We start from the raw sequence: 19,802 nt of genomic DNA, 5'->3' as shown, positions 1-19,802 counted from the left end.
TCAGTAGCCGCCAGGGCGGCTACGAGCAGGCCTTAGAAGTCCCAGCGGGTGCTGAGCATGAAGTTGCGTGGCTCGCCGTAGGCGGCAGAGTTATAGAAGCCGATGTTGGTGTAGTAGGTCTTATCGAAGATGTTGTTGACGTTCAACGTTGCTGACACGTTCTTGGTGAACTGGTAGCGGGTCATCAGGTCCACCAGCCAGTAGGATTCCTGGGAAAACTCCTCGTAGCCGCCTTTCGGGCTGTTGTAGATGTCCTGCCAGCCAACACTCTGCCAGCGAGCGCCGCCGCCGACGGTCAGCTTGTCGAGGTTGCCCTTGAACTTGTACGAGGTGTAGACGCTGACCTGATCTTCCGGCTCGAAGGTCGAGATCTTGATGTCGTTGTCGTCGCGCACAACCTTGTGGGTATAGCCACCCTGGAGCTGCCAGCCCGGTGCCAGTTCGCCCGACATTTCGACTTCGTAACCCTTGGTCACGGCCTTGGTGCCCTTGAACGCGTAGTTCGACGGTGTCGGCGTGCGGTTGTTGTATTCGTCGTCGGACACGGAACGGTTGGTTTCGTGGATCTCGAAGTAGGCGGCGCTGGCGTTTACACGACCGTCCAGGAAGTCTGCCTTGACGCCCAGTTCCCAGTTCTGGCCTTCATCCGGCTCGACCAGTTTGTTGTTGCGGTCGCGGTTGTAGCTTTCCTGCGGCATGAAGATATCGGTGTAGCTGGCGTAGACCGAGTACGTGTCGTTCAGGTCGTAGACCACACCGGCATACGGCACGAACCGTCCGGTTTCCTTGTAGGTCGGGTTGTTGCCGGTGACGGTGTAGTCGACCACGCGGCCGCCGAGCAGCAGCTTGAGGTCGTCGGCGAGGTTCAGGCGGGTGGTCATGTACGCGCCGGTCTGGCGCACGGTGTCGTCGATCTTCGACTGCGGTGTGCCCCAATCCGGTTCGGTCGCGTTGCCGTGCCAGTTGTAGAAGTTCACCAGGTTGGGGGCGAGGTTCCAGTAGCCATTGCCGTTCCACTCGGAAGAACTGATGGAGCCGCCGAGGACCAGCTCATGCTCGCGGCCGCCCAGGCTGAACGGGCCGCTCACATATAGGTCGGCGGAGTCGCTGACGGTTTCGCCGGTGTACTTGCCCGATGTCAGCTGCGAAGTGCCGTCCAGGTTGGGAGTGCTGCCCTGGATCGAGCCCATCTTCGCGTGGTAGCCGTTGATCTTGTGGTCCAGTTGCAGCTTGGTGACCCAGCCATCGCCGAGGTCGTGCTCGACTATGGCGAATAGGGTGCGGGTGTACTGCTCCCAACTGCTCCAGTCGGCGGCGTTGTTGAACGAGCGCTTCACGTTGTTGCGATTACCCTGGGCGTCGATCAGCGGGAAGCTGCCGGACCAGGACGAGCCTTTTGGCAGGCTGTCCTGGTAGTCGCCACCCACGGTCAGCATGGTGTCCGGGGACAGGTCGAATTCCATGATGCCGTAGTAGACCGGGCTTTGGCGCTCATAGCGGTCCATGAAGGAATGCTTGTCCTGGTAAGCCGCCACCGCCCGACCCCGGACATTCCCGGTTTCGGTCAGCGGGCCGCTCACATCCAGTTCGCTGCGGTAGTTGTCCCAGGAGCCGGCACCCACGCTGGCGTGGCCCTGGAACTCTGCGGTGGGCTTTTTGCGCACAAGGTTGATGGTCGCACCCAGGGAGCCTGCGCCAGTGAGCAGGCCGGTGGCGCCCTTGAGTACTTCGACCCGGTCATAGATCGCCATGTCGCTCAGGGTGTTACCCGCCGAATAGGCCACGTTGCGCGCAGTGGACGGAATGCCGTCGTACTGGAAGTTGTTGATGGAGAAACCACGGGCGTAGTAGTTGCTGCGCTCGGTATCGAAGGCCGAGACGGTGATGCCCGGCGTGTGGCGCATCACGTCGTCAACGTTGTTCAGGCCGAAGTCGTCCATGTGCTGGCGGGTGATGACGGTCACCGACTGCGGCGTCTCCTTGGGCGTCAGCACCAGGCGGGTCGAGGTGGCGATGTAGCCTGGGGTATAGGAACCGGTGTTTTCGGTCACGTTGCCCAGTTGGTTGGCGGTCACCTGGGTCGGGCTCAGTTCCAGCCCGGCGGAGGTACCGGCGGCGGTGACGGTCAGCGAATTGCCATTGAGGCTGTGGGTGGTCGACGTTCCTGACAGCAGGGTATTGATCGCCTGTTGCGGGTCCAGTTTGCCTTTGACGGCGGTGCTGTTCTTGCCTTGCACGTCGGTCGGGCTGTAGAGCACCTGCATGTTGGCCTGATGACCGAAGGCCTGCAGCGCGCTCCCCAGCGGCTGCGCGGGAATGTCCAACTCGATCTCTTGTGCCTGCACATAGCCGGCCACCGGCAGTGATATGGCCAGGGCCAGGGCGTTCGGCAGGAGGTTGACGTTCAGGGCCCGACGCATGGATAGCGCTTTGCTCAGTGGGCTGAGACCGAGTCGTGCTGGCATGGGTGTTTTCTCTTCTATGTTTTAAGTGGGCAATTATAGGTGTTTATTGAGTCTGGTTATCATTACCACTAGTGAGACGTTCCTATCCCGGGAAACCGGAAAAGAAAATTCACGCCGGCGTCAGTTCGTGCACGACCTGGCCGGCGCGCAGGCGCACCAATTGGTCGGCGATATCGAAATAGCGGTCGTCGTGACTGATCACGATGATGGTCTTGCCCAGGCGCTTGAGGTCCGGCAGCAGCTCGGTATAGAAGATCCGGCGGAAGGCCGGGTCCTGGTCGGCGGCCCACTCGTCGAACACCAGCACCGGGCGTTCTTCCAGCCAGGCGTTGACCAGCGCCAGGCGCTTGCGTTGGCCGGTGGACAGATCGGTGGTGCTGAACACGCCGTCCTTGACGCTGACCTTGTGGGCGATCTCCAGGCGTTCCAGGTATTTTGTCGCGCTGTCGAGTGACTGGGCGGCGCTGCCCTGGACCAGGTCGTCGAACAGGTAGTAATCGGCGAACACCGTGGTGAACAGCTGGCGATAGTCGTCGCGCTCGGGGTCGCTCACAGCGTTGCCGTTGAGCAGGATTTCCCCGGCCTGCGGCGGGTATAGCCCCAGCAGCAGCTTGATCAGGGTGGTCTTGCCGCTGCCGTTTTCGCCGACGATGAACACGATATCGCCCTGGGCGATGTTCAGGTCGATCGGCCCCAGGTGGAACGGTTCGCTGCCTGCCACTGCCGGCGGGCTGTAGCGCACACCGCGTAATTCCAGGCTGTTGACCACCGGTTGCGGGGCTTCGCTGTCATCCATCAGCAGGTGCGGTTCCGGCGAGGAGAAGCGCTGTGACAGCTCACTGATACGACCAAATGCAATCTTCGCCTTGCCCACCACCGGCAGGTAGCCGAGCAGGTGTTCCAGCGGGCCTTTCATGTACAGCAGCACCAGGACGAAACCGGTGATCACGCTAGGGTCGGGGTTGGGGTTATAGGCCTGCATCGCCAGGGCCAGGCCGATCACCACGAAGAACAACATCGAGCCAAAGGTCTTGGCAAGGATGTAGATGTTCACGGAACGCACCTGGATGTCGGCGATGCGGTCGGCGGTTTCCTGAATGCGCTGGGTGTTCATGCGAAAGCGCCGGGGCCGGTGCATGCGCAGTTCCTTGGCGCCGGAGGCAATGGCGTTGTAGTAACGCTGCAGCTCATCCTCGTGGCTGCGCGCCAGGTCGAAGCCCTGGATGCCTTTGCCGCCGGCGATGAACTGCACGGCACTGCCGATCACGATGGCGACCACCATCATCAGGAACATCGGTACCGACAGGTAGGCCAGGTAGCCCAGGCAACCCAGGGTCACTGTGGCCGCAATGGCCAGCGGTGTGAACGCGAAGGAGAAATCGCTGATGGTGTCGACGTCGTGGGTCAGTACCGGGATCAGCCGGTGGGAGCGATAACCCTCGATCTGCCCGATCGGCGCCGACAGCACCTTTTCGCCGAGGTCCTTGCGCAGGGCGGCAATAATCCGTTGGCCGACGTAATTGGTGCCGATATCGGAAATGATCGAACTGACCAGCGCCAGCACACACAGCGCAGCAAACGTCAGAATCACCCCCTGGGTCATCCCCGCGGAGGAGTGCAGCGCATTATTGATAGTCGCCAGCAGCAGCGTGATGGCCAGGCCACCGGCCATGCCCAGGGCGACGGAGACGCTCACGATGGCGCGAAAGGGCCTGAGCAATGCGAGCAAACCGCTGAAGGGGCCGCGCTTGGGGTCGGTCATAGGTACTTCCCGGAAAGTGAATGGAGGGGGCTGGGCACACAGACCCTTACCCATGACAAACGAAGCGTCGGCGCGAGTATTTAGCGCGGCGTGCCCGGCGGTGGCGGTGGCGGATAAATTGCCCGCTGCCTGGTTCGTTCTTGTTGGGTAGGCGCACGCGTAGGGTCGCGTGCCGGATCTATCCAGTGAGAGCGAACCAATGACGAAAAAGAACCTGGTGTATGTGTGGTCCCTGAGAAATGCCGCCGCCGACAAGGCCGGGCAGCCAGTGGCCTATAAGGACCACGAGCGCTACATGAAGTCGGTGCTGGAGTTTCTGGTGGGCTCGCTCAACGATACGTCGCTGGGCGAGGCCTATAACCTGGTGGGCGTGGTGTATGACGACGACGAGCAAAACCCGCGTGACCGGCAATTGGTCGCCGACTATGGCTTTGCCTATGCGCCGGGCCGCCAGTGGCTGTACCCGGCGGACCTGCGGGTGCAGGGGCGTCTGGTCAACGATTTGCTGCTGAGCGTGCCGTCCACCTACCGCCGCCTGCCGCGTGGCAGCGCGCAACACATCGCCGGCAAGCAGGACTTCGAACGCCGCCTGCGCGACACGCTGGTGGAGCTGAAGGCCGATATCGTGGTGCTGGACGGCCTGCTGGTGATCCTCGATGAGCTGGTGCGCCCGGGTGCGCCATTTGCGCGGCGGATCATGAACATTCACCCGGGCATTACCCGTATCGAATCGCCCTACGAGCGCCGGGGCGCCTACGCCACCTGGAACGCCTTGTACGGTGCCCGTGGCCAGGCGGTGGAGGATTGGACGACCAAGGAGACGCAGCCGTGCGAGCCGCTGTACCTGACCGGTGCCTCGTTCCACTACGTGGACAACGGCATCGACTCTGGAGAAGTGTTCCACGACGTGCTCAAGACCGAGATTTCCCCGGACGACACTATCCTCGAATTGCGCTGGAACAACTTCAATAACAGCCTGTTTCCGGCGTTGCATGAAGGTTTGGAACGGTTGGCTCGGCAGGGCTGACGCACGCCCCCTCTAGGAGCGGGCTTGCCCGCGAAAATCGCCAACGATAACGCGTTTATCCTGGATAAACGCGGCGTACTCGGGGGCTTCGCGAGCAAGCTCGCTCCTACAGTGGGTGCAGTGGGTGCAGCGGGTGCAGTGGGTGCAGTAGGTGCGGTGGGTGCTGCGGGTGCAGCGGGTGCAGTAGGTGCAGTGGGTGCAGCGGGTGCAGCGGGTGCAGTAGGTGCAGTAGGTGCAGTAGGTGCAGTAGGTGCGGTGGGTGCTGCGGGTGCAGTGGGTGCAGTGAGGGGATTTGTTGTTACAGGTCGCGCACTACCCGAAAGCCGATCCAGTCCCCGCGTGTCTGCGGGTAGATGTTGTTGCGATTGCCCGAGCGCGAGAACACTGGCGCTTCGCCCCAGTCATTGCCACGGATCTGGTAGCTCTCGCAGTTCGGTTCCACCCAGGCGCTGCCGTCGGTCGGTGCGCCGATGTAGTTGGGGTGTTCGCAGTCGGCCACGCGCTCGTAGACGTTGCCGTGCATGTCGTACATGCCGAATGCGTTCGGCGGGTAGCTGCCGGCCGGCGAGGAAAAACTGTAGCCATCCGCCGGACCGTAAGTGTTGGCATGTTCGGCAATGCTGTAACCCTTGCCCTCGTCGAACGGAAACGGGAAGGGCTCGCTGGAGCCGGCGCGCGCGGCGTATTCGCGCTGGGCTTCGCTGACCATGTGGTACGGCTGCCCGGTCTTTTTCGACAGCCAGGCCACGTAGTGTTTGATGTCGTCCATGTCCATGCACACTGCCGGCTGACGCGGGCTCTGGGGGTAGCGCGGCTTGCTGGCGATGCATTCGCGGCCGGGGCGGGTGTCGCCGTCGGCGATCTTGACCCCGGTCTGGCGGATATAGCTGTCCCACTCGCCAGCGGTGATCTGGAAGCGGCTCATGGCGAACGGCTTGGCGAAGGTCACGGCATGCGTCGGGCCTTCGTCCGGCTCGCGGCCGACCTCATCGTCGGGCGTGCCCATGGTGAAAGTGCCGGCGGGCAGCACCACCATTTCCGGGCAGTCCTTGCAGTCCTTGAATACTTTGCCGGGTTGCGGCGTGGCGGCCTCGGCCAGGTTGGGCAGCAGCGCTGCGCACAGGGCGGTGAGGGCCAAAGCGGTCAGGGGGGCGGATGGCGTCATGTGGGCCTCTCGTTCAAAGGGCAAAGGGCGTGCGTCGCCACCGCTGGCTCAGCACGGTCATGTTGTGCTCACGGGCTTACGTCGAGGGTGATGAGCGGTTGGCCAAGGGCTTGGCGGCTTTTTGTACCTGGTCCCACACCCGCAGAAAGTTGCCGCCCCACAGCTTGGCGATATCGGCTTCGGAGTAGCCGCGCTGGATCAGCTCGGCGGTGACGTTGCGGATTTCGCCGACGTTGTTCCAGCCGTCGATACCGCCGCCGTCGTTGAAGTCCGACGCCAGGCCGACATGGTCGATGCCGATCTTGCGCACGGTGTAGTCGATGGCATCGCCCAGGTCCTTGAGGGTGGCCTTGGGTTCGTCATCGAGGATGGCGTACAGCGCGCTGGCGTACTCGCCGAACGTGTGCTCGGGCCAGGCGGCGATGATTGCGTCGCCCGGCATCAGGGCCACGGCCAGGTTGGGCAGGGGTGGCAGGTCGAAGCGGGCGCGCAGGCTGTTGAGCTTGTCCTGGGTCGGCTGGCTCAGCGGGCGCAGGTAGGCGGAGAAGGCCACGATCTGTACCACGCCGCCGCTGCGCTTGATCAGTTGCAGTTCCTTGTCGCTGAGGTTGCGCGGGATATCCACCGCCGCGCGTGGCGCCGAGTGGGAGGCCACCAGTGGCGTGCGGCTCAACTGCGCAACCTGTTCCAGGGCCTTGGTCGACATTTGCGACACATCGATGATCACCCCCAGGTCATTGAGGCGGTGTACCGCTTGCTGGCCGATGTCCGAGAGGCCGTCGAGAGCGTCGGTGGAGTCATTGAAAAATGGCAGTGGCCGCGACGAGTCGGACCAGGCGTTATTGCCGATATAGCTGAAGCCGAACATACGCATGCCGCGTGCTGTCCACAGGTCCAGCTGGTTCAGGTCGCTGCCCAGCGGGTAGGCGTTGAGCATGCTGATAAAGATCGCGAATTTGCCTTCGCCATGCAGGCGCCGGAAGTCATCCGGGGTGTAGGCGATGCCCACTTCGTTGGGGAAGTCGCGCACCATGCCGGAGATGATTTTGTAGCGCACTTCCTGCTCGTGGCGGGCTTCCTCGACAAAGCCGTCGCTGGGCCTGTGGGGAGCATTGGCGCCGTTCCAGATTTCCGGCCAGCCGAAAACCGTCAGCGCCGCCCCGGACAATCGCCCGCGACGCGCCTTGGCCAGGTCGAACTGGCCGCCGCCGTCGTGGTCGGCCTCATTGCCGGCGGTGCCGAAATCCAGCGGCACGGTGATATGGCTGTCGAACGACAACAGGCGCTCCTGCAGGTCATTGGCCTGCTTGATCACCGCCAGCGGGTAGCCGGCATTGCCTCGGAACCAGTGATCCCAGGCCAGGAAACCGGCCCCGGCGCCGATGACCAATGCCAGTGGCAGGCCGATAAACAGCGCCTTTTTCGAACGTGGTTTTGTCATTGCCGTCTCAGTCAGTTGAGGCCTTTGCTATCTGGGAAGAACGAGCGATGAGCGCGGAAATTTAGGCCTCGGCGACGGCGCGGTAAATTTCCCGCGCGAGTAAACGTTCTAGCTCTGATAACGCTGTTTCCTAAGGTAGACAATGACGATCTCTCGACGTGGGTTCATCGCAGGCCTGGCGCTGACTGGTGCCGCCTTGCCGGCGGCCTTATATGCCCATCGCGAGTGGACGCGTGAAGAATTCCCCATCACCCCCGGCGAAGCCACGGTGGATCTTGCCGATACCGCCGGCCAGCACCTGGCGAACACATTGCGCGGGGTGTGGAACCTGCGCCTTGAAGGCCGCGATGCCGGCCTCAAGGGTTTGCCCGCGCAGGGCCTGGCGTTGCTGCTCGATGTCGCGCCGCGTGGGCGAGGCCTGCGTGGTTATCTCGACACGGCCGAGCACCTGCGCGGCGATGTCGAACCCCGTTATCGCGTGTTGGGTGACTTGCTCATGGGCGAGGGCACCGAGCTCTATTGGCGGCTGATCGACCGTGATGCCGCCGACGGCGCGCCGGCCTATGAATTCAGCATGACCGTCGATGAAGTCTGGGGCGTCTTCGGCAACGCCGGCAGCGGCACCCTCAGCGGGCAGATCCTCGACCTCGACCGGCCCCTGGCGCTGACCGCGCCGGAGAATCGCTTTGTTGCCCACAAACAGCCGTTTCCCGAAGCCCGCCAACGCATCGGTCTCAACCCTTCGCTGCTGGCCTGGCTGATTTCCCCCGAGCACCGCCTGTTCCACCAACTGTGGCACGCCACGCGCGACCAATGGCACAAGCTCTCCGAGGAAAAACGCGACGCCTTGCGTGGCATCGGCTGGCAGCCCGGCCCACGGGGCAAGGAGCGCGACGCGCGGGGCAAGCTCAAGGATCGCAACGGCTCGGGCATCGACTTCTTCTTCATGCATCGGCATATGCTCGGCACCGCACGTTCGATGCAAGACTTGCCGTCGTGGTCCGCCTTCCCCGAACCGCAACCGGCCCTGGAACGTGATCGCCTGGGCTTCCTGCGCTACTTCGACAACCATGACGGCTTTGCCCTGCCACCCACTTGGCTGGCGCCGGACGACGGCGACTACACCCAATGGGTCAGCGATATCAAAGCCGCCGAGACCTACCACAGCAACTTCCAGGTCTGGGAATCCCAATACCGCGACCCGCGATACCTGGCCAAATTGACCCTGGGCCAGCTCGGCTCCGAAATGGAACTGGGCCTGCATGACTGGCTGCACATGCGCTGGGCCTCGGTGCCCCGCGACCCCTCCAACGGCGCCCCCGTGCCCTTCGCCCGCGACCCGGCAGACTTTGCCGCGCGTTGGTATGCACCCGAAAACGACTTTCTTGGCGATCCGTTTTCCTCCCACGTCAACCCGGTGTTCTGGCACTTCCATGGCTGGATCGACGACCGCATCGAAGACTGGTTCCGCGCCCATGAGCGCTTCCATCCCGACCAGGTCAGCCGCCTGGAGGTCAACGGCGTGGCTTGGTTCGCGCCGGGGCGGTGGGTTGAAGTCGGCGACCCGTGGCTGGGCCCGGATACCCATGGCTGCAGCACCACGCCAGGCTTGCAGAGGGGGCGTTCGATGGAGATGGACCCAGAGATCATGAAGCTCGCCCTGCGAATTACGTTTGCTGCGCAAGACGAAGCGCTGCAGGGTTTGTTCAAACGGGTGCCGAAGCGGCCATGGTATGCGCGGCATTTGAAGGTCAAGGCGCGCGAGGTGTAGGCGTTTTTTGCTGGAGTTCAATGTTTATGATGTAAAGCTGAGACGGAGATGGTTTATCTTCTGGTCGGCACGTGGGTGTTTTTTATAGGTTTTAGTACTATAAACAATGGAGGATATTGAAAGAAATTTATATGGGTTTGTATATTTCTACTGATCTTTTATTGGGCGCCGGCGCAGTTAAGAAATATCCGACAGCTGGATCCCTGTCTGTGGTTTAAATCTTCAATAATCTTTGCAAGAAAGATAATCTTTGTGCTTTGTGGGAAATATCCCTGATGCGCAATGGAAAGTTCCCGTCCGTGATCCGGGGGCTGGTAAGTTCCGGCAGTGATACTTCATTCTAGTGAGCAAGCGGACGCCATGTGCCATGTAGCGCTTTGGTTTCCGGAAAGGGAATTTAAGTTGATTGGATTCCGGTTTTAATTTCCATCTGACCGCAGATCAATGCTGTTGGATAACTCACGGAATGAAACGATGACGCTAAGCAGCTTTCAAAATGAAGTGCCCAAGGCCAGGGTTAATATCAAGCTCGACCTGCATACCGGTGGTGCGCAGAAAAAGGTTGAGTTACCTTTGAAACTGATGGTGCTGGGTGACTACAGTAACGGTAAAGAACAGCGTCCGCTCTCCGAGCGCGGCAAGGTTGATATCAATAAGAACAACTTTGACAGCGTCCTGGGCGAGTTCTCGCCGGGTCTGAAGCTGGCTGTCGACAACACCTTGGACGACGATGCGTCCGACACCGCTGTCGAACTGAGTTTCCGGTGCATGAAGGACTTCGAGCCTGAGCAGGTCGCACGGCAGATTCCACAACTGCGTGCGTTATTGGCGATGCGCAACCTGTTGCGTGATCTCAAATCGAATCTGCTGGACAACGTGACCTTCCGCCATGAGTTGGAGCGCATCCTCAAGGATGACGCGCTCAGTGACGAACTGCGCGCTGAGTTGGCTGCCTTGGCGCCTGAAGAAGAACGTTAATTCATAGCGGTAATTTAAAAGGGAAGTTAAATCATGTCCTTAGAGCATTCCAACGTGCAAGCGCGCGGCGCCACAGTGTTGTCTGAAGAGTCTGCGGGTGTTTATGCTGCGCTGTTTAACAAGATCAATTTAAGTCCTGTTGCTGAATTGGCCGGTATTGATATCTTCCAGAACTCGGATGCGCTGTCCGAGGTGTCCGCCGATGAGCGGGTGACGGCAGCGGTCAGTGTGTTTTTAAAGTTGCTTAAGCAATCGCCGCAAAAAATCGAGCGTTTGGATAAAGTCCTGTTGGATGAGCATATTGCTTCGTTGGACCGGCAGATTGGCCGTCAACTCGATGCGGTCATGCACCATCCGGACTTCCAGCGCGTCGAGTCAACCTGGCGCGGTGTGAAATCGCTGATTGATCAGACGGATTTCCGTCAGAACGTTCGCATAGAACTATTGGATGTCAGCAAGGACCACCTGGTGCAAGACTTCGAGGACGCGCCTGAAATTGCCCAGAGCGGCTTGTACCTGCATACCTACACGCAGGAGTACGACACCCCGGGGGGCGAGCCGATTGCGGCGGCTATTTCAAACTACGAATTCGATCGCAGGCCTCAGGACATCGCGCTGCTGCGCAATATTTCCAAAGTCGCCGCCGCCGCCCACATGCCGTTTGTGGGGGCTGTAGGCCCAGCGTTCTTCGGCAAGGAAACCATGGAGGAGGTGGCCGCGATCAAGGACATCGGCAACTATTTTGATCGTGCCGAATACATCAAGTGGAAGTCATTCCGTGACAGTGACGACGCGCGTTACATCGGCCTGACCATGCCGCGCGTCCTGGGGCGCTTGCCCTACGGGCCCGACACCGTTCCTGTGCGCAGCTTCAATTACGTCGAGAATGTCAAAGGGCCGGATCACCACAAGTACCTGTGGACCAACGCATCGTTTGCCTTTGCCGCGAACATGGTCAAAAGCTTCATCAGCAACGGTTGGTGCGTGCAGATACGTGGGCCGCAGTCGGGTGGTGCGGTCACTGAACTGCCTATCCATTTGTATGACTTGGGCACCGGCAATCAGGTCAAGATTCCTTCCGAAGTGATGATTCCGGAAACCCGTGAGTTCGAGTTCGCCAACCTCGGTTTCATTCCGCTCTCGTACTACAAGAACCGCGACTATGCGTGTTTCTTCTCGGCCAACTCCGCGCAAAAGCCGGCGCTGTACGACACAGCCGACGCCACCGCGAACAGTCGAATCAACGCACGCCTGCCTTACATTTTTCTGCTGTCACGCATTGCTCACTATCTGAAGCTGATCCAGCGCGAAAACATTGGCACCACCAAGGACCGGCGTTTGCTGGAGCTGGAGTTGAACAAGTGGATCGGCGGGCTGGTCACCGAGATGACTGATCCGGGCGATGACTTGCAGGCCTCACACCCGCTGCGGGAGGCGAAGGTCACGGTGGAAGACATCGAGGACAACCCCGGTTTCTTCCGCGTCAAGTTGTATGCCGTGCCGCACTTCCAGGTCGAGGGTATGGACGTGAACTTGTCACTGGTTTCGCAGATGCCCAAGGCCAAAGCCTGATTCAGTCGTAGGGAAACGATGCCATGAATATCGATCGCCCTCTGTGGGCCGCCGGGGCGTTGCTGTCGCCGCAACAATTCCAGCAACAGGCGCGCTGGGAGGCTTGGACCAACGAACAACTCGCGCACCTGGCCCTGGCGCACCCCTGGGGTGTCCAGGCGGTAGGGTTCGACCTGGATGCATTACGGCTGGGTAAGCTCAAGGCGACTCAGTTGCGGGTCCGCATGCCCGATGGCACCTGGATCGACACCGAGCAGGTCGACCGCCTGCCTCCGGCCTTGGAGCTGGCGCAGTTGCTGGCCGACGAAGATCAGGACGCGTTATTGCACTTGGCCTTGCCCCTGGAACAGGCGAATGGAGACAACTGCCTGTTCGACGGTGGCAGGGCCGATCGGCCCACACGCTATCGCCAGTCTTGGCGCGACGTACAGGATATGTATGCCGATGAGGTGCAGTCGATAGGCGTGCTGGAGCATGCTCTGAGCCTGCGTCTGCAGCGCGACGATAATGCGGACTACATGACGTGTCCGCTCGCGCGCCTGGTGCGCGACGGGCAGGGCGCCTGGAGCCTCGACCCGGGCTATGTGCCGCCGTTGCTGAGCTTCGCCGCGCACCCGGGGTTGCTGAACCAGCTGGACAACCTGTTGACGCAATTGTCCGCCAAGCGGCAACGGCTCATGGGCATGCGGCGGGAAAGCAATCAGCGCATGGCCGACTTTGCCGTCGCCGACGTGTCGCTGTTCTGGCTGCTCAATGCGTTGAATACCTACCAGCCGGTATTGGCCGATCTTCGGGAGTTTCCCGCGCGCCACCCCGAGCAGGTCTACCAGCAACTGATCAAGCTCGCCGGTGGCCTGCTCACGTTTTCGCTGGAACACGACGTAGACAAAATCCCCGCTTATCGGCACACCTCGTTGGAGGCGGTATTCCCGCCGCTGATGCACACCCTGTCGCTGTTGTTGGAGGCCAGTCTGCCGTCGCGGGTCATTGCTTTGAGCCTGGAGGTGCAGGGGGCCAATCGTTGGCAAGTCACGCTGAATGACCCGCGTTTGCGCGAGCGTGAGGGGGCCGATTTCTATCTGTCGGTGCGCAGTCGGCTACCGGCGGCGCAGGTGCAGGACCAGTTCCCGCGCCTGTGCAAGATCGGTACGCCGGATGAGGTCGATTATCTGATCAACGCGGCGCTCGACGGGGTGCCGTTGCAGTCCCTCAGCCATGTGCCGGCGGCGATTCCATTGCGCCTGGAAAATCAGTACTTCGCACTGGATCTCGGGCATTCCAAGGGGCAGGCGGTGTTGGACGAAGGGGTCTGTGCTTTCTACGTTCCCAGCAGCTTGGTCGACGTCAAGCTGGAACTGTTTGCGGTGCTGCGCTCATGAAACCGACGCCTTCCAACGAGCAAGCCGCAGCAGCGGTGGATATCGACGCGCTGTTACAGGACACCTACCTATTGGTGGTCGAGTTGCGCCAGGGCGCCTCGGTGCAACCTGGCCGGGAGTTGGGCCAGCTTTGTATCGAACAGGTTGAGCAAGCTCGGCAGCACCTTGAACGGGCGGGCCTGAGTCAGCGCAACATCGACCACATCAGTCATGCTCAATGCGCGCTACTCGACGAAACGGTGCTGACCTGCGCCGACGCAGATGCCCGCGCCGCCTGGGCCAGCGAACCGTTGCAGGCCAAGTTCTTCAATCGTCATCAGGCCGGTGAGTTTCTGTACGAGGCCATGCGTGACGTGTTGAGCGAACCCGCGCCGGACCGGCATGTGTTGACGGTATTTCAGCGCGTATTGATGTTGGGTTTTCGCGGGCGCTATCGTGATTTGAGCGACCCCGGACGCGAGCAACTATTGGCTGCTCTCAACGCACAGGTGGCGCCGTTCAAGGTCAGCCAACACATGCCGACGCAGGTGGTCGGTGGCGAACTCAGCGCGGGTTTTGGCTGGCTGCGCTCGCCCTTGATTCATCTGCTGACAGTGGCCCTGTTGCTGGTTGCGACGTGGTGGGGATTGGATCATCTGCTGAGCGATGCAATTGCCTCGCTCTTGCCTGATCAGGGGTAAGTGCGGATGACCTTCAATCTGCATCGCATCCTTTACCTGTGGGCCGGTGTCCTCGTCCTCGCGTTGCTGCTCATCATTCCGCTGGCGATGTGGGCGCGTGTGCTCGGCGTGCTGATCGCGGTGTGCTGTGTGACGTGGGCCTGGGTATCGCTGCGCCTGCGCGCCGAGCGGCAGCGTGGGTCGGTGAGGTTGGCCGAGGGCATGGTGCTGCCCGCTGCGGGGTTTCGTCAGCCGGTGGTGCTGGTCTGCGGTGATGGCCTGGATGGGCTGTTCGGCGGGGTTGCCGTCGGGCAGTTGGCCCTGCGGGTGACCGAGCGAGGGTGCTACGTGCGCGTACCGAGCCTGGAGCAACTGCCGGCTATCACCGATCACCTTCTGGCCTTGCGGCCGGGCTGGGCCGGGCAACTGGGCGTGATGTTCAGCGTCAGCCCCGGCGCGCACAGTGATGGGGCGGTACTCGCCGGTCAGATGCGCGCCTTCAGTCATCAACTGGCCTTGGCCCGCAAACGCGGGGTTGCGCTGCCGCTGTTGCTGGTGAGCTACCTGCAAACCCTGCAGGACGAGGCACCCTGGTTCTGTTGGGGCAGCGGGCAGGCCGAGGTCCGTGTGTGTGATGCGGGTGCTTGCGTCAGCCTGGATGACTGGCAACAGCAACCCGCTGACTCGCCCAGGCAGGCCGCTCGGATGCACGCCAGCATTCAACTGAACAGCGCTGTGGCCTGGCTTCACGAAGCGGTACTGCCGCACCTTGTCATGCGTAGCGCCTCTGGCCTGGCGGCGATCTGCGCAGTTACGTGGGTGCCGGCATTGGCGCATGCCGTGAAGGGGAACCTGTGGCAGCAATGGTTACGCAGCAAAGTGGCGCTGGCGGATCACAGGGCGGTTGTGGCCGATGCTGTGTTGCCGTTCCCGGACCCTTTGCTCAACCTGCTGCCGCTCGGCCCGCTGCGTTCCCCGGTGCAACGCGCGAGCGTTGTTGCGCTGTGGTTGTTCGCTGTCGCCGGTGTTGTCGCACTTGCCAGTTCGGCGTGGCAGAACGCCCTGTTGCTGCGCCAAGTCAGTGATGACCTGCGACGTTATTCGGCGATCCCGCAACCGACCCAGCGTAATCAGCGCGAGTTTCTTTGGCGTGAAAGTGCCGTGGGCGTGCTGCGCCAGGACGCCCAGCGTCTGGACGCGTACTACCGGCACGGTGCGCCCCCGGCATTCGGCCTGGGCCTGTATCGCGGCGAACGCCTGCGCGCTGCGCTGCTGGCGGTACTGGCTGCTCACGTTGAGCCGCCACCGGCCGCATCGCCTGCGCGGGCTGCCAGCCCGGTGCGGTTGGACAGCCTGTCGCTGTTCGCCAGCGGCAGTGCCCAGCTTAAGGCGGATTCAGCCAAGATCCTGATCAATGCGCTGGTCGATATCAAGGCCCAGCCCGGCTGGCTGATCGTGATCTCGGGGCATACCGATGCCACTGGCGACCCCGAGAACAACCTTCGACTGTCCCGCGCCCGCGCCGCTGCCGTGCATGACTGGATGCAACGCATGGGCGGCATTCCCGACAGCTGCTTTGCCGTGCAGGGTTTCGGCGCCAGCCAGCCGATTGCCGGTAACGACACCGAGGCGGGGCGTGCAGCCAACCGCCGCGTTGATATCCGTCTGGTACCTGAGGCGCGGGCCTGCGCGCTTCCCGTTGCAAGCCCGGACAGGCAACCCCCGGTCGCATTCCGCGACATTTAAATCTACGAGAAAAAGGAGCTTCACATGGCAATTCCCGTTTACCTCTGGCTGCAAGACGACGGCGGCGCAACTATCAAGGGTTCGGTGAACGTGCAACAACGCGAGGGCAGCATCGAGGTGGTTGCCCAGGATCACAGTCTGTACATCCCCACCGACAACAACACCGGGAAATTGACCGGTACGCGGGTTCATACCCCGTTTCTGTTTTCCAAGGAAATCGATGCCTCCAGCCCCTATCTCTACAAGGCGGTCACCACCGGGCAAACCCTCAAGAGTGCCGAGTTCAAGTGGTACCGCATCGATGATGCGGGGCAGGAGGTCGAGTACTTCATCACCAAACTCGAAGAGGTCAAGGTCGTGAAAGTCGCGCCGAAAATGCACGACGTCAAAGACCCCAGCAAAGAGAAGCACAACCACCTCGAGCAGGTGGAGTTGCGTTACGAGAAGGTCACCTGGACCTACAAGGACGGCAACATCATCCACTCCGATTCGTGGAATGAACGCCAAAGCGCTTGATACGCCCGGAGCAGCAGGTGGGTCTTTGCCTGCTGGCTCCCGGTGTGCTGGGTTGAGCGTCCGTTCGCGGGCGTTCAGCCAAACACATCGAGTTTCCGGCCCGCGACTGGCGTTAACGATCGCGTACCACCATCACCGAACAAGGATGTAGCCGTATGGCCCAGAATTCCACGCGCTTGCTTCGTCGTCTCAACCCTTACTGCGCCCAGGCGTTGAGTGCAGCGGCCACGCTGTGCCAAAGCCGTGCCCACGCGCAGATCACCGTCGAACACTGGCTACTCAAGTTGCTGGGGCAAGGTGAAGGCGACCTGACCGTGATCGCACGTCGCTATGAGTGGAATATGGAGACGTTGTGGTATGGCTTGCTGGAGCACATCGATCGTCTGCCGCGTAGCGTGCAGAGCAAGCCGCAGCTGTCGGCGCCATTGCAGCAACTGATCAAAAATGCCTGGTTGCGTGCCTCATTGGACGAGCACAACGACAGCCTGCGTTCCGTACATCTGCTGAGCGCGTTGATGGAGACGCCCAACCTGCTGGCGTGCGAAGCCGTATGGCCTTTGCTCAGTCTCAGTGAGGCGCAGTTGCAGCGGCTGCAGGTGCTGCTGGACCAAACCTCCGAAGAGCGCCGCGCGGTGCAGACGTCAGTGATCGCGGTGCCTTCAAGTGAACTCGCCATACTCCCGCCCAGCGTGTCGAAAGACGATGCGTTAGCGGCGCTGCTGGACAGGTTCACCCAGGACCTGACCGCCAAGGCCGCGCAAGGGAAGATCGACCCGGTGTTCGGCCGCGATGATGAAATCCGTCAGGTCATTGACATCCTCAGCCGTCGGCGCAAAAACAATCCGATCCTGGTGGGCGAGCCTGGTGTCGGCAAAACGGCGCTGGTCGAAGGCCTGGCGTTGAGCATTGCCCAAGGCAAGGTGCCGGACAGTCTCAAAACAGTCAGTGTGCGTACCCTTGACCTGGGATTGTTGCAAGCCGGCGCTGGCGTCAAGGGCGAGTTCGAACAACGCCTGAAAAACGTGATCGACGCCGTACAGCAGTGCGAACAACCGGTGCTGTTGTTTATCGATGAGGCCCATACCCTGGTCGGGGCCGGCAACCAGGCCGGCGGCGCCGATGCGGCCAACCTGCTCAAGCCCGCTCTGGCCCGTGGCGAGTTGCGCACCATCGCCGCGACCACCTGGAGTGAATACAAGCAGTATTTCGAGCGTGATGCCGCTTTGGAAAGACGCTTTCAAATGGTCAAGGTCGAGGAACCGGACGACGCGAACGCTTGCCTGATGTTACGCGGGCTCAAGGCGCGCTACGCCAGCCATCACGGTGTGCACATCCAGGATGCGGCAGTGCAGGCGGCGGTCAGCCTGTCGAGGCGCTACCTGACGGGGCGCCAGTTGCCGGACAAAGCCGTCGACCTGCTGGACACTGCCAGCGCCCGTGTGTGCATGAGCCTGGAATGCGAACCGCAGGCGTTGCGCCGTCTGAGTGCCCTGCAAGTGGCCCTGGAACTGGAGGGCCAAGCGCTGGAGCAGGATCAGCGGCTTGGCGGCCACAGCGTGGATGAGCGTCTGGCGACGATTGCCGCGCAACACGCCGATCTGCAACGTCAGCACGCCGATCTGGAACAGCAATACCGCCAAGAACTCGATCTGGCCCAACAACTGATTGCTGCGCGCCAGGCGCAGCCACCGCAGCGGGATACCTGTGCACAGTTGCAACGGCAGTTGAGTGACATTCAAGGCAGCCAGCCACTGCTGTCTTTGGACGTCGACGCACGTAGCGTGGCGCAAGTCATCGCCGACTGGACCGGCGTGCCGCTGGGCAGCTTACTCAAGGACGAGCAGGCCAATCTGCTGCTGCTCGAACAGCAATTGCAAGCGCGCGTGATCGGCCAGGCTCCGGCCTTGAGTGCCTTGGCTCAGCGCCTGCGTGCGGCCAAAACCGGGCTCACCGATGAGAAGGCGCCGTTGGGCGTGTTCCTGCTGGTCGGCACCAGCGGCGTAGGCAAGACCGAAACGGCGCTGGCCTTGGCCGACAGCCTGTTCGGCGGCGAAAAATCACTGATCACCCTCAACTTTTCCGAGTACCAGGAAGCCCACACAGTCAGTCAACTCAAAGGCTCGCCACCCGGCTACGTCGGCTACGGCCGGGGCGGTGTATTGACCGAAGCCGTGCGCCAGCGGCCCTACAGCGTTGTGTTGCTCGACGAGGTGGAAAAGGCGCATCGCGATGTGCTTAACCTGTTCTACCAAGTCTTCGATCGTGGGTTTATGCGCGATGGCGAAGGGCGCGAGATCGACTTCCGTAACACGGTCATTCTGATGACCTCCAACCTCGGCAGCGATCTACTGCACACCAGCGTGCAGGAACACCCGGAGATACCGGACAGCGTGCTGCATGAACGACTGCGTCCGATCCTGCGCGAACACTTTCAGCCAGCGTTGCTGGCGCGCTTTCAAACCCTGATCTATCGCCCGCTGCGAGCCGACGCACTCAAATGCATTGTTGCGATCAAGCTGGCCCAGGTCGCCAAGCGCCTGCAGCGTCATTACGGCCTGGATTGCCGGATTGACGACACCCTGAACGACGCCTTGGTTGCTGCCTGCCTGCTACCGGATTCGGGCGCACGCAACATCGACAGCTTGCTTAACGAGCAGCTCCTGCCGGTCCTCAGTCAACACCTGTTGGCGCGTCGAGCGGCGCAACTGCGCACCCACGGCGTGAGCTTGGGCTATAGCGAGGATGAAGGGATCAGTCTGCATTTCAGCGATGTTCAAGACACGGCGCAGGCCGTCGCCCTGGAGGTGTGAACGTGCTGAGCGGATTGCAGGCTTTCTTCGACCACAGCCGGCACACCCTGAGTGTGCACAACATCGAAGCCCGTCTCGACGTGTTGGCCTTTGAAGGCCACGAACACCTGAGCCAGCCCTTCACCTATCGCGTGGAATTCACCAGCACCGAACGTGACCTCGCCGCCGAAACCCTGCTTGGCCAGGACGCCCGTTTCAGCCTGCACGCCGCCCCGCAAAAACCACCGCCCTCAGGCTTCAGCGCGCCCGCGGTCAAACCGCTGCGCACCTTGCACGGTGTGGTCACCGGCTTCAAGCGTCAATCCGGCTCGAACGACCAGGCCCGTTATGAAATCACTCTGCAGTCGCGCCTGGCCCTGCTCGGCCAAGGCAGACAATTTCGCATCTACCAGCATCAATCCGTGCCGCAGATCGTCGAAAGCATCCTGCGCAGCCGCCACGACTTTGAAGGCCAGGACTTTCTGTTCAGCCTGAAACGCGACTACCCCAGGCGCGAGCAGGTCATGCAATA

The 19,802-nt window shown here is 61.5% G+C and carries 14 protein-coding genes; 10 read left to right on the top strand and 4 right to left on the bottom strand.

Features of this window, described 5'->3' with window-relative positions; genetic code table 11:
• Positions 1 to 32: 32 nt before the first annotated feature.
• Together TU80_RS14740 and TU80_RS14735 are read right to left on the bottom strand one after the other, a co-directional pair.
• Positions 33 to 2,420: a TonB-dependent siderophore receptor gene (locus tag TU80_RS14740; RefSeq protein ID WP_057004778.1), complete on the bottom strand. Its 2,388-nt coding sequence runs from the start codon at positions 2,418 to 2,420 to the stop codon at positions 33 to 35.
• 154 nt (positions 2,421 to 2,574) lie between these two features.
• Entirely contained in the window at positions 2,575 to 4,227 is a 1,653-nt protein-coding gene (locus TU80_RS14735) for a cyclic peptide export ABC transporter (protein ID WP_057004777.1), read from the bottom strand.
• A 199-nt stretch (positions 4,228 to 4,426) separates the two neighbouring features.
• On the opposite strand from TU80_RS14735, the gene TU80_RS14730 reads away from it, so the two are divergent.
• Entirely contained in the window at positions 4,427 to 5,254 is an 828-nt protein-coding gene (locus tag TU80_RS14730; protein WP_057004776.1) for a formyl transferase, read from the top strand.
• Between the two features lie 298 nt (positions 5,255 to 5,552).
• On the opposite strand, the gene pvdO is transcribed toward TU80_RS14730, so the two are convergent.
• Both pvdO and pvdM read right to left on the bottom strand, forming a co-directional pair.
• Positions 5,553 to 6,419 (bottom strand): dihydropyoverdine dehydrogenase, encoded by an 867-nt coding sequence (pvdO, locus tag TU80_RS14725; protein WP_057004775.1) that lies wholly within the window; start codon positions 6,417 to 6,419, stop codon positions 5,553 to 5,555.
• A gap of 76 nt (positions 6,420 to 6,495) precedes the next feature.
• On the bottom strand, positions 6,496 to 7,860 hold the full coding sequence (pvdM, locus tag TU80_RS14720; protein WP_057004774.1) for a pyoverdine-tailoring dipeptidase-like protein PvdM: 1,365 nt from the start codon (positions 7,858 to 7,860) through the stop codon (positions 6,496 to 6,498).
• Between the two features lie 142 nt (positions 7,861 to 8,002).
• Between pvdM and pvdP the strand changes: the two genes are divergently transcribed.
• The 9 genes from pvdP to TU80_RS14675 form a co-directional block, all read left to right on the top strand.
• On the top strand, positions 8,003 to 9,631 hold the full coding sequence (pvdP, locus tag TU80_RS14715) for a pyoverdine maturation tyrosinase PvdP (RefSeq protein WP_057004773.1): 1,629 nt from the start codon (positions 8,003 to 8,005) through the stop codon (positions 9,629 to 9,631).
• Between the two features lie 474 nt (positions 9,632 to 10,105).
• Complete coding sequence (gene tssB, locus TU80_RS14710; RefSeq protein WP_046383738.1) at positions 10,106 to 10,609, top strand: type VI secretion system contractile sheath small subunit; 504 nt, start codon at positions 10,106 to 10,108, stop codon at positions 10,607 to 10,609.
• A 33-nt stretch (positions 10,610 to 10,642) separates the two neighbouring features.
• Positions 10,643 to 12,181, top strand: a complete 1,539-nt coding sequence (tssC, locus tag TU80_RS14705) for a type VI secretion system contractile sheath large subunit (protein WP_046487050.1) — start codon at positions 10,643 to 10,645, stop codon at positions 12,179 to 12,181.
• A 23-nt stretch (positions 12,182 to 12,204) separates the two neighbouring features.
• Positions 12,205 to 13,560: a type VI secretion system baseplate subunit TssK gene (gene tssK / locus TU80_RS14700; RefSeq protein WP_057004772.1), complete on the top strand. Its 1,356-nt coding sequence runs from the start codon at positions 12,205 to 12,207 to the stop codon at positions 13,558 to 13,560.
• Complete coding sequence (gene tssL, locus TU80_RS14695) at positions 13,557 to 14,240, top strand: type VI secretion system protein TssL, short form (RefSeq protein WP_057004771.1); 684 nt, start codon at positions 13,557 to 13,559, stop codon at positions 14,238 to 14,240. Before tssK ends, tssL begins: the two co-directional genes overlap by 4 nt.
• A gap of 6 nt (positions 14,241 to 14,246) precedes the next feature.
• A complete protein-coding gene (locus TU80_RS14690; RefSeq protein ID WP_090234837.1) occupies positions 14,247 to 15,965 on the top strand; it encodes an OmpA family protein in 1,719 nt (572 codons plus the stop codon).
• A gap of 24 nt (positions 15,966 to 15,989) precedes the next feature.
• Positions 15,990 to 16,481: an Hcp family type VI secretion system effector gene (locus TU80_RS14685; RefSeq protein ID WP_046383733.1), complete on the top strand. Its 492-nt coding sequence runs from the start codon at positions 15,990 to 15,992 to the stop codon at positions 16,479 to 16,481.
• Between the two features lie 155 nt (positions 16,482 to 16,636).
• The gene (gene tssH / locus TU80_RS14680) at positions 16,637 to 19,291 is read left to right on the top strand and encodes a type VI secretion system ATPase TssH (RefSeq protein ID WP_057004769.1); all 2,655 of its coding nucleotides are present in this window, start codon (positions 16,637 to 16,639) and stop codon (positions 19,289 to 19,291) included.
• Positions 19,292 to 19,293: 2 nt separating this feature from the next.
• A partial coding sequence (locus TU80_RS14675; RefSeq protein ID WP_248843151.1) for a contractile injection system protein, VgrG/Pvc8 family occupies positions 19,294 to 19,802 on the top strand: 509 nt, incomplete at its 3' end.

The sequence above is a fragment of the Pseudomonas veronii genome, from assembly GCF_001439695.1.
GTDB classification, from domain to species: Bacteria; Pseudomonadota; Gammaproteobacteria; order Pseudomonadales; family Pseudomonadaceae; genus Aquipseudomonas; species Aquipseudomonas veronii.
Note: the sequence above shows the minus strand (reverse complement) of the source record. Positions and strands in the feature narration are given on the sequence as shown.

Excerpts from the sequence above, each read along its gene's own strand:
- TU80_RS14740 (WP_057004778.1), bottom strand. The coding sequence starts at position 2,420 with ATGCGTCGGGCCCTGAACGTCAACCTCCTGCCGAACGCCCTGGCCCTG.
- TU80_RS14735 (WP_057004777.1), bottom strand. The coding sequence starts at position 4,227 with ATGACCGACCCCAAGCGCGGCCCCTTCAGCGGTTTGCTCGCATTGCTC.
- TU80_RS14730 (WP_057004776.1), top strand. The coding sequence starts at position 4,427 with ATGACGAAAAAGAACCTGGTGTATGTGTGGTCCCTGAGAAATGCCGCC.
- pvdO (WP_057004775.1), bottom strand. The coding sequence starts at position 6,419 with ATGACGCCATCCGCCCCCCTGACCGCTTTGGCCCTCACCGCCCTGTGC.
- pvdM (WP_057004774.1), bottom strand. The coding sequence starts at position 7,860 with ATGACAAAACCACGTTCGAAAAAGGCGCTGTTTATCGGCCTGCCACTG.
- pvdP (WP_057004773.1), top strand. The coding sequence starts at position 8,003 with ATGACGATCTCTCGACGTGGGTTCATCGCAGGCCTGGCGCTGACTGGT.
- tssB (WP_046383738.1), top strand. The coding sequence starts at position 10,106 with ATGACGCTAAGCAGCTTTCAAAATGAAGTGCCCAAGGCCAGGGTTAAT.
- tssC (WP_046487050.1), top strand. The coding sequence starts at position 10,643 with ATGTCCTTAGAGCATTCCAACGTGCAAGCGCGCGGCGCCACAGTGTTG.
- tssK (WP_057004772.1), top strand. The coding sequence starts at position 12,205 with ATGAATATCGATCGCCCTCTGTGGGCCGCCGGGGCGTTGCTGTCGCCG.
- tssL (WP_057004771.1), top strand. The coding sequence starts at position 13,557 with ATGAAACCGACGCCTTCCAACGAGCAAGCCGCAGCAGCGGTGGATATC.
- TU80_RS14690 (WP_090234837.1), top strand. The coding sequence starts at position 14,247 with ATGACCTTCAATCTGCATCGCATCCTTTACCTGTGGGCCGGTGTCCTC.
- TU80_RS14685 (WP_046383733.1), top strand. The coding sequence starts at position 15,990 with ATGGCAATTCCCGTTTACCTCTGGCTGCAAGACGACGGCGGCGCAACT.
- tssH (WP_057004769.1), top strand. The coding sequence starts at position 16,637 with ATGGCCCAGAATTCCACGCGCTTGCTTCGTCGTCTCAACCCTTACTGC.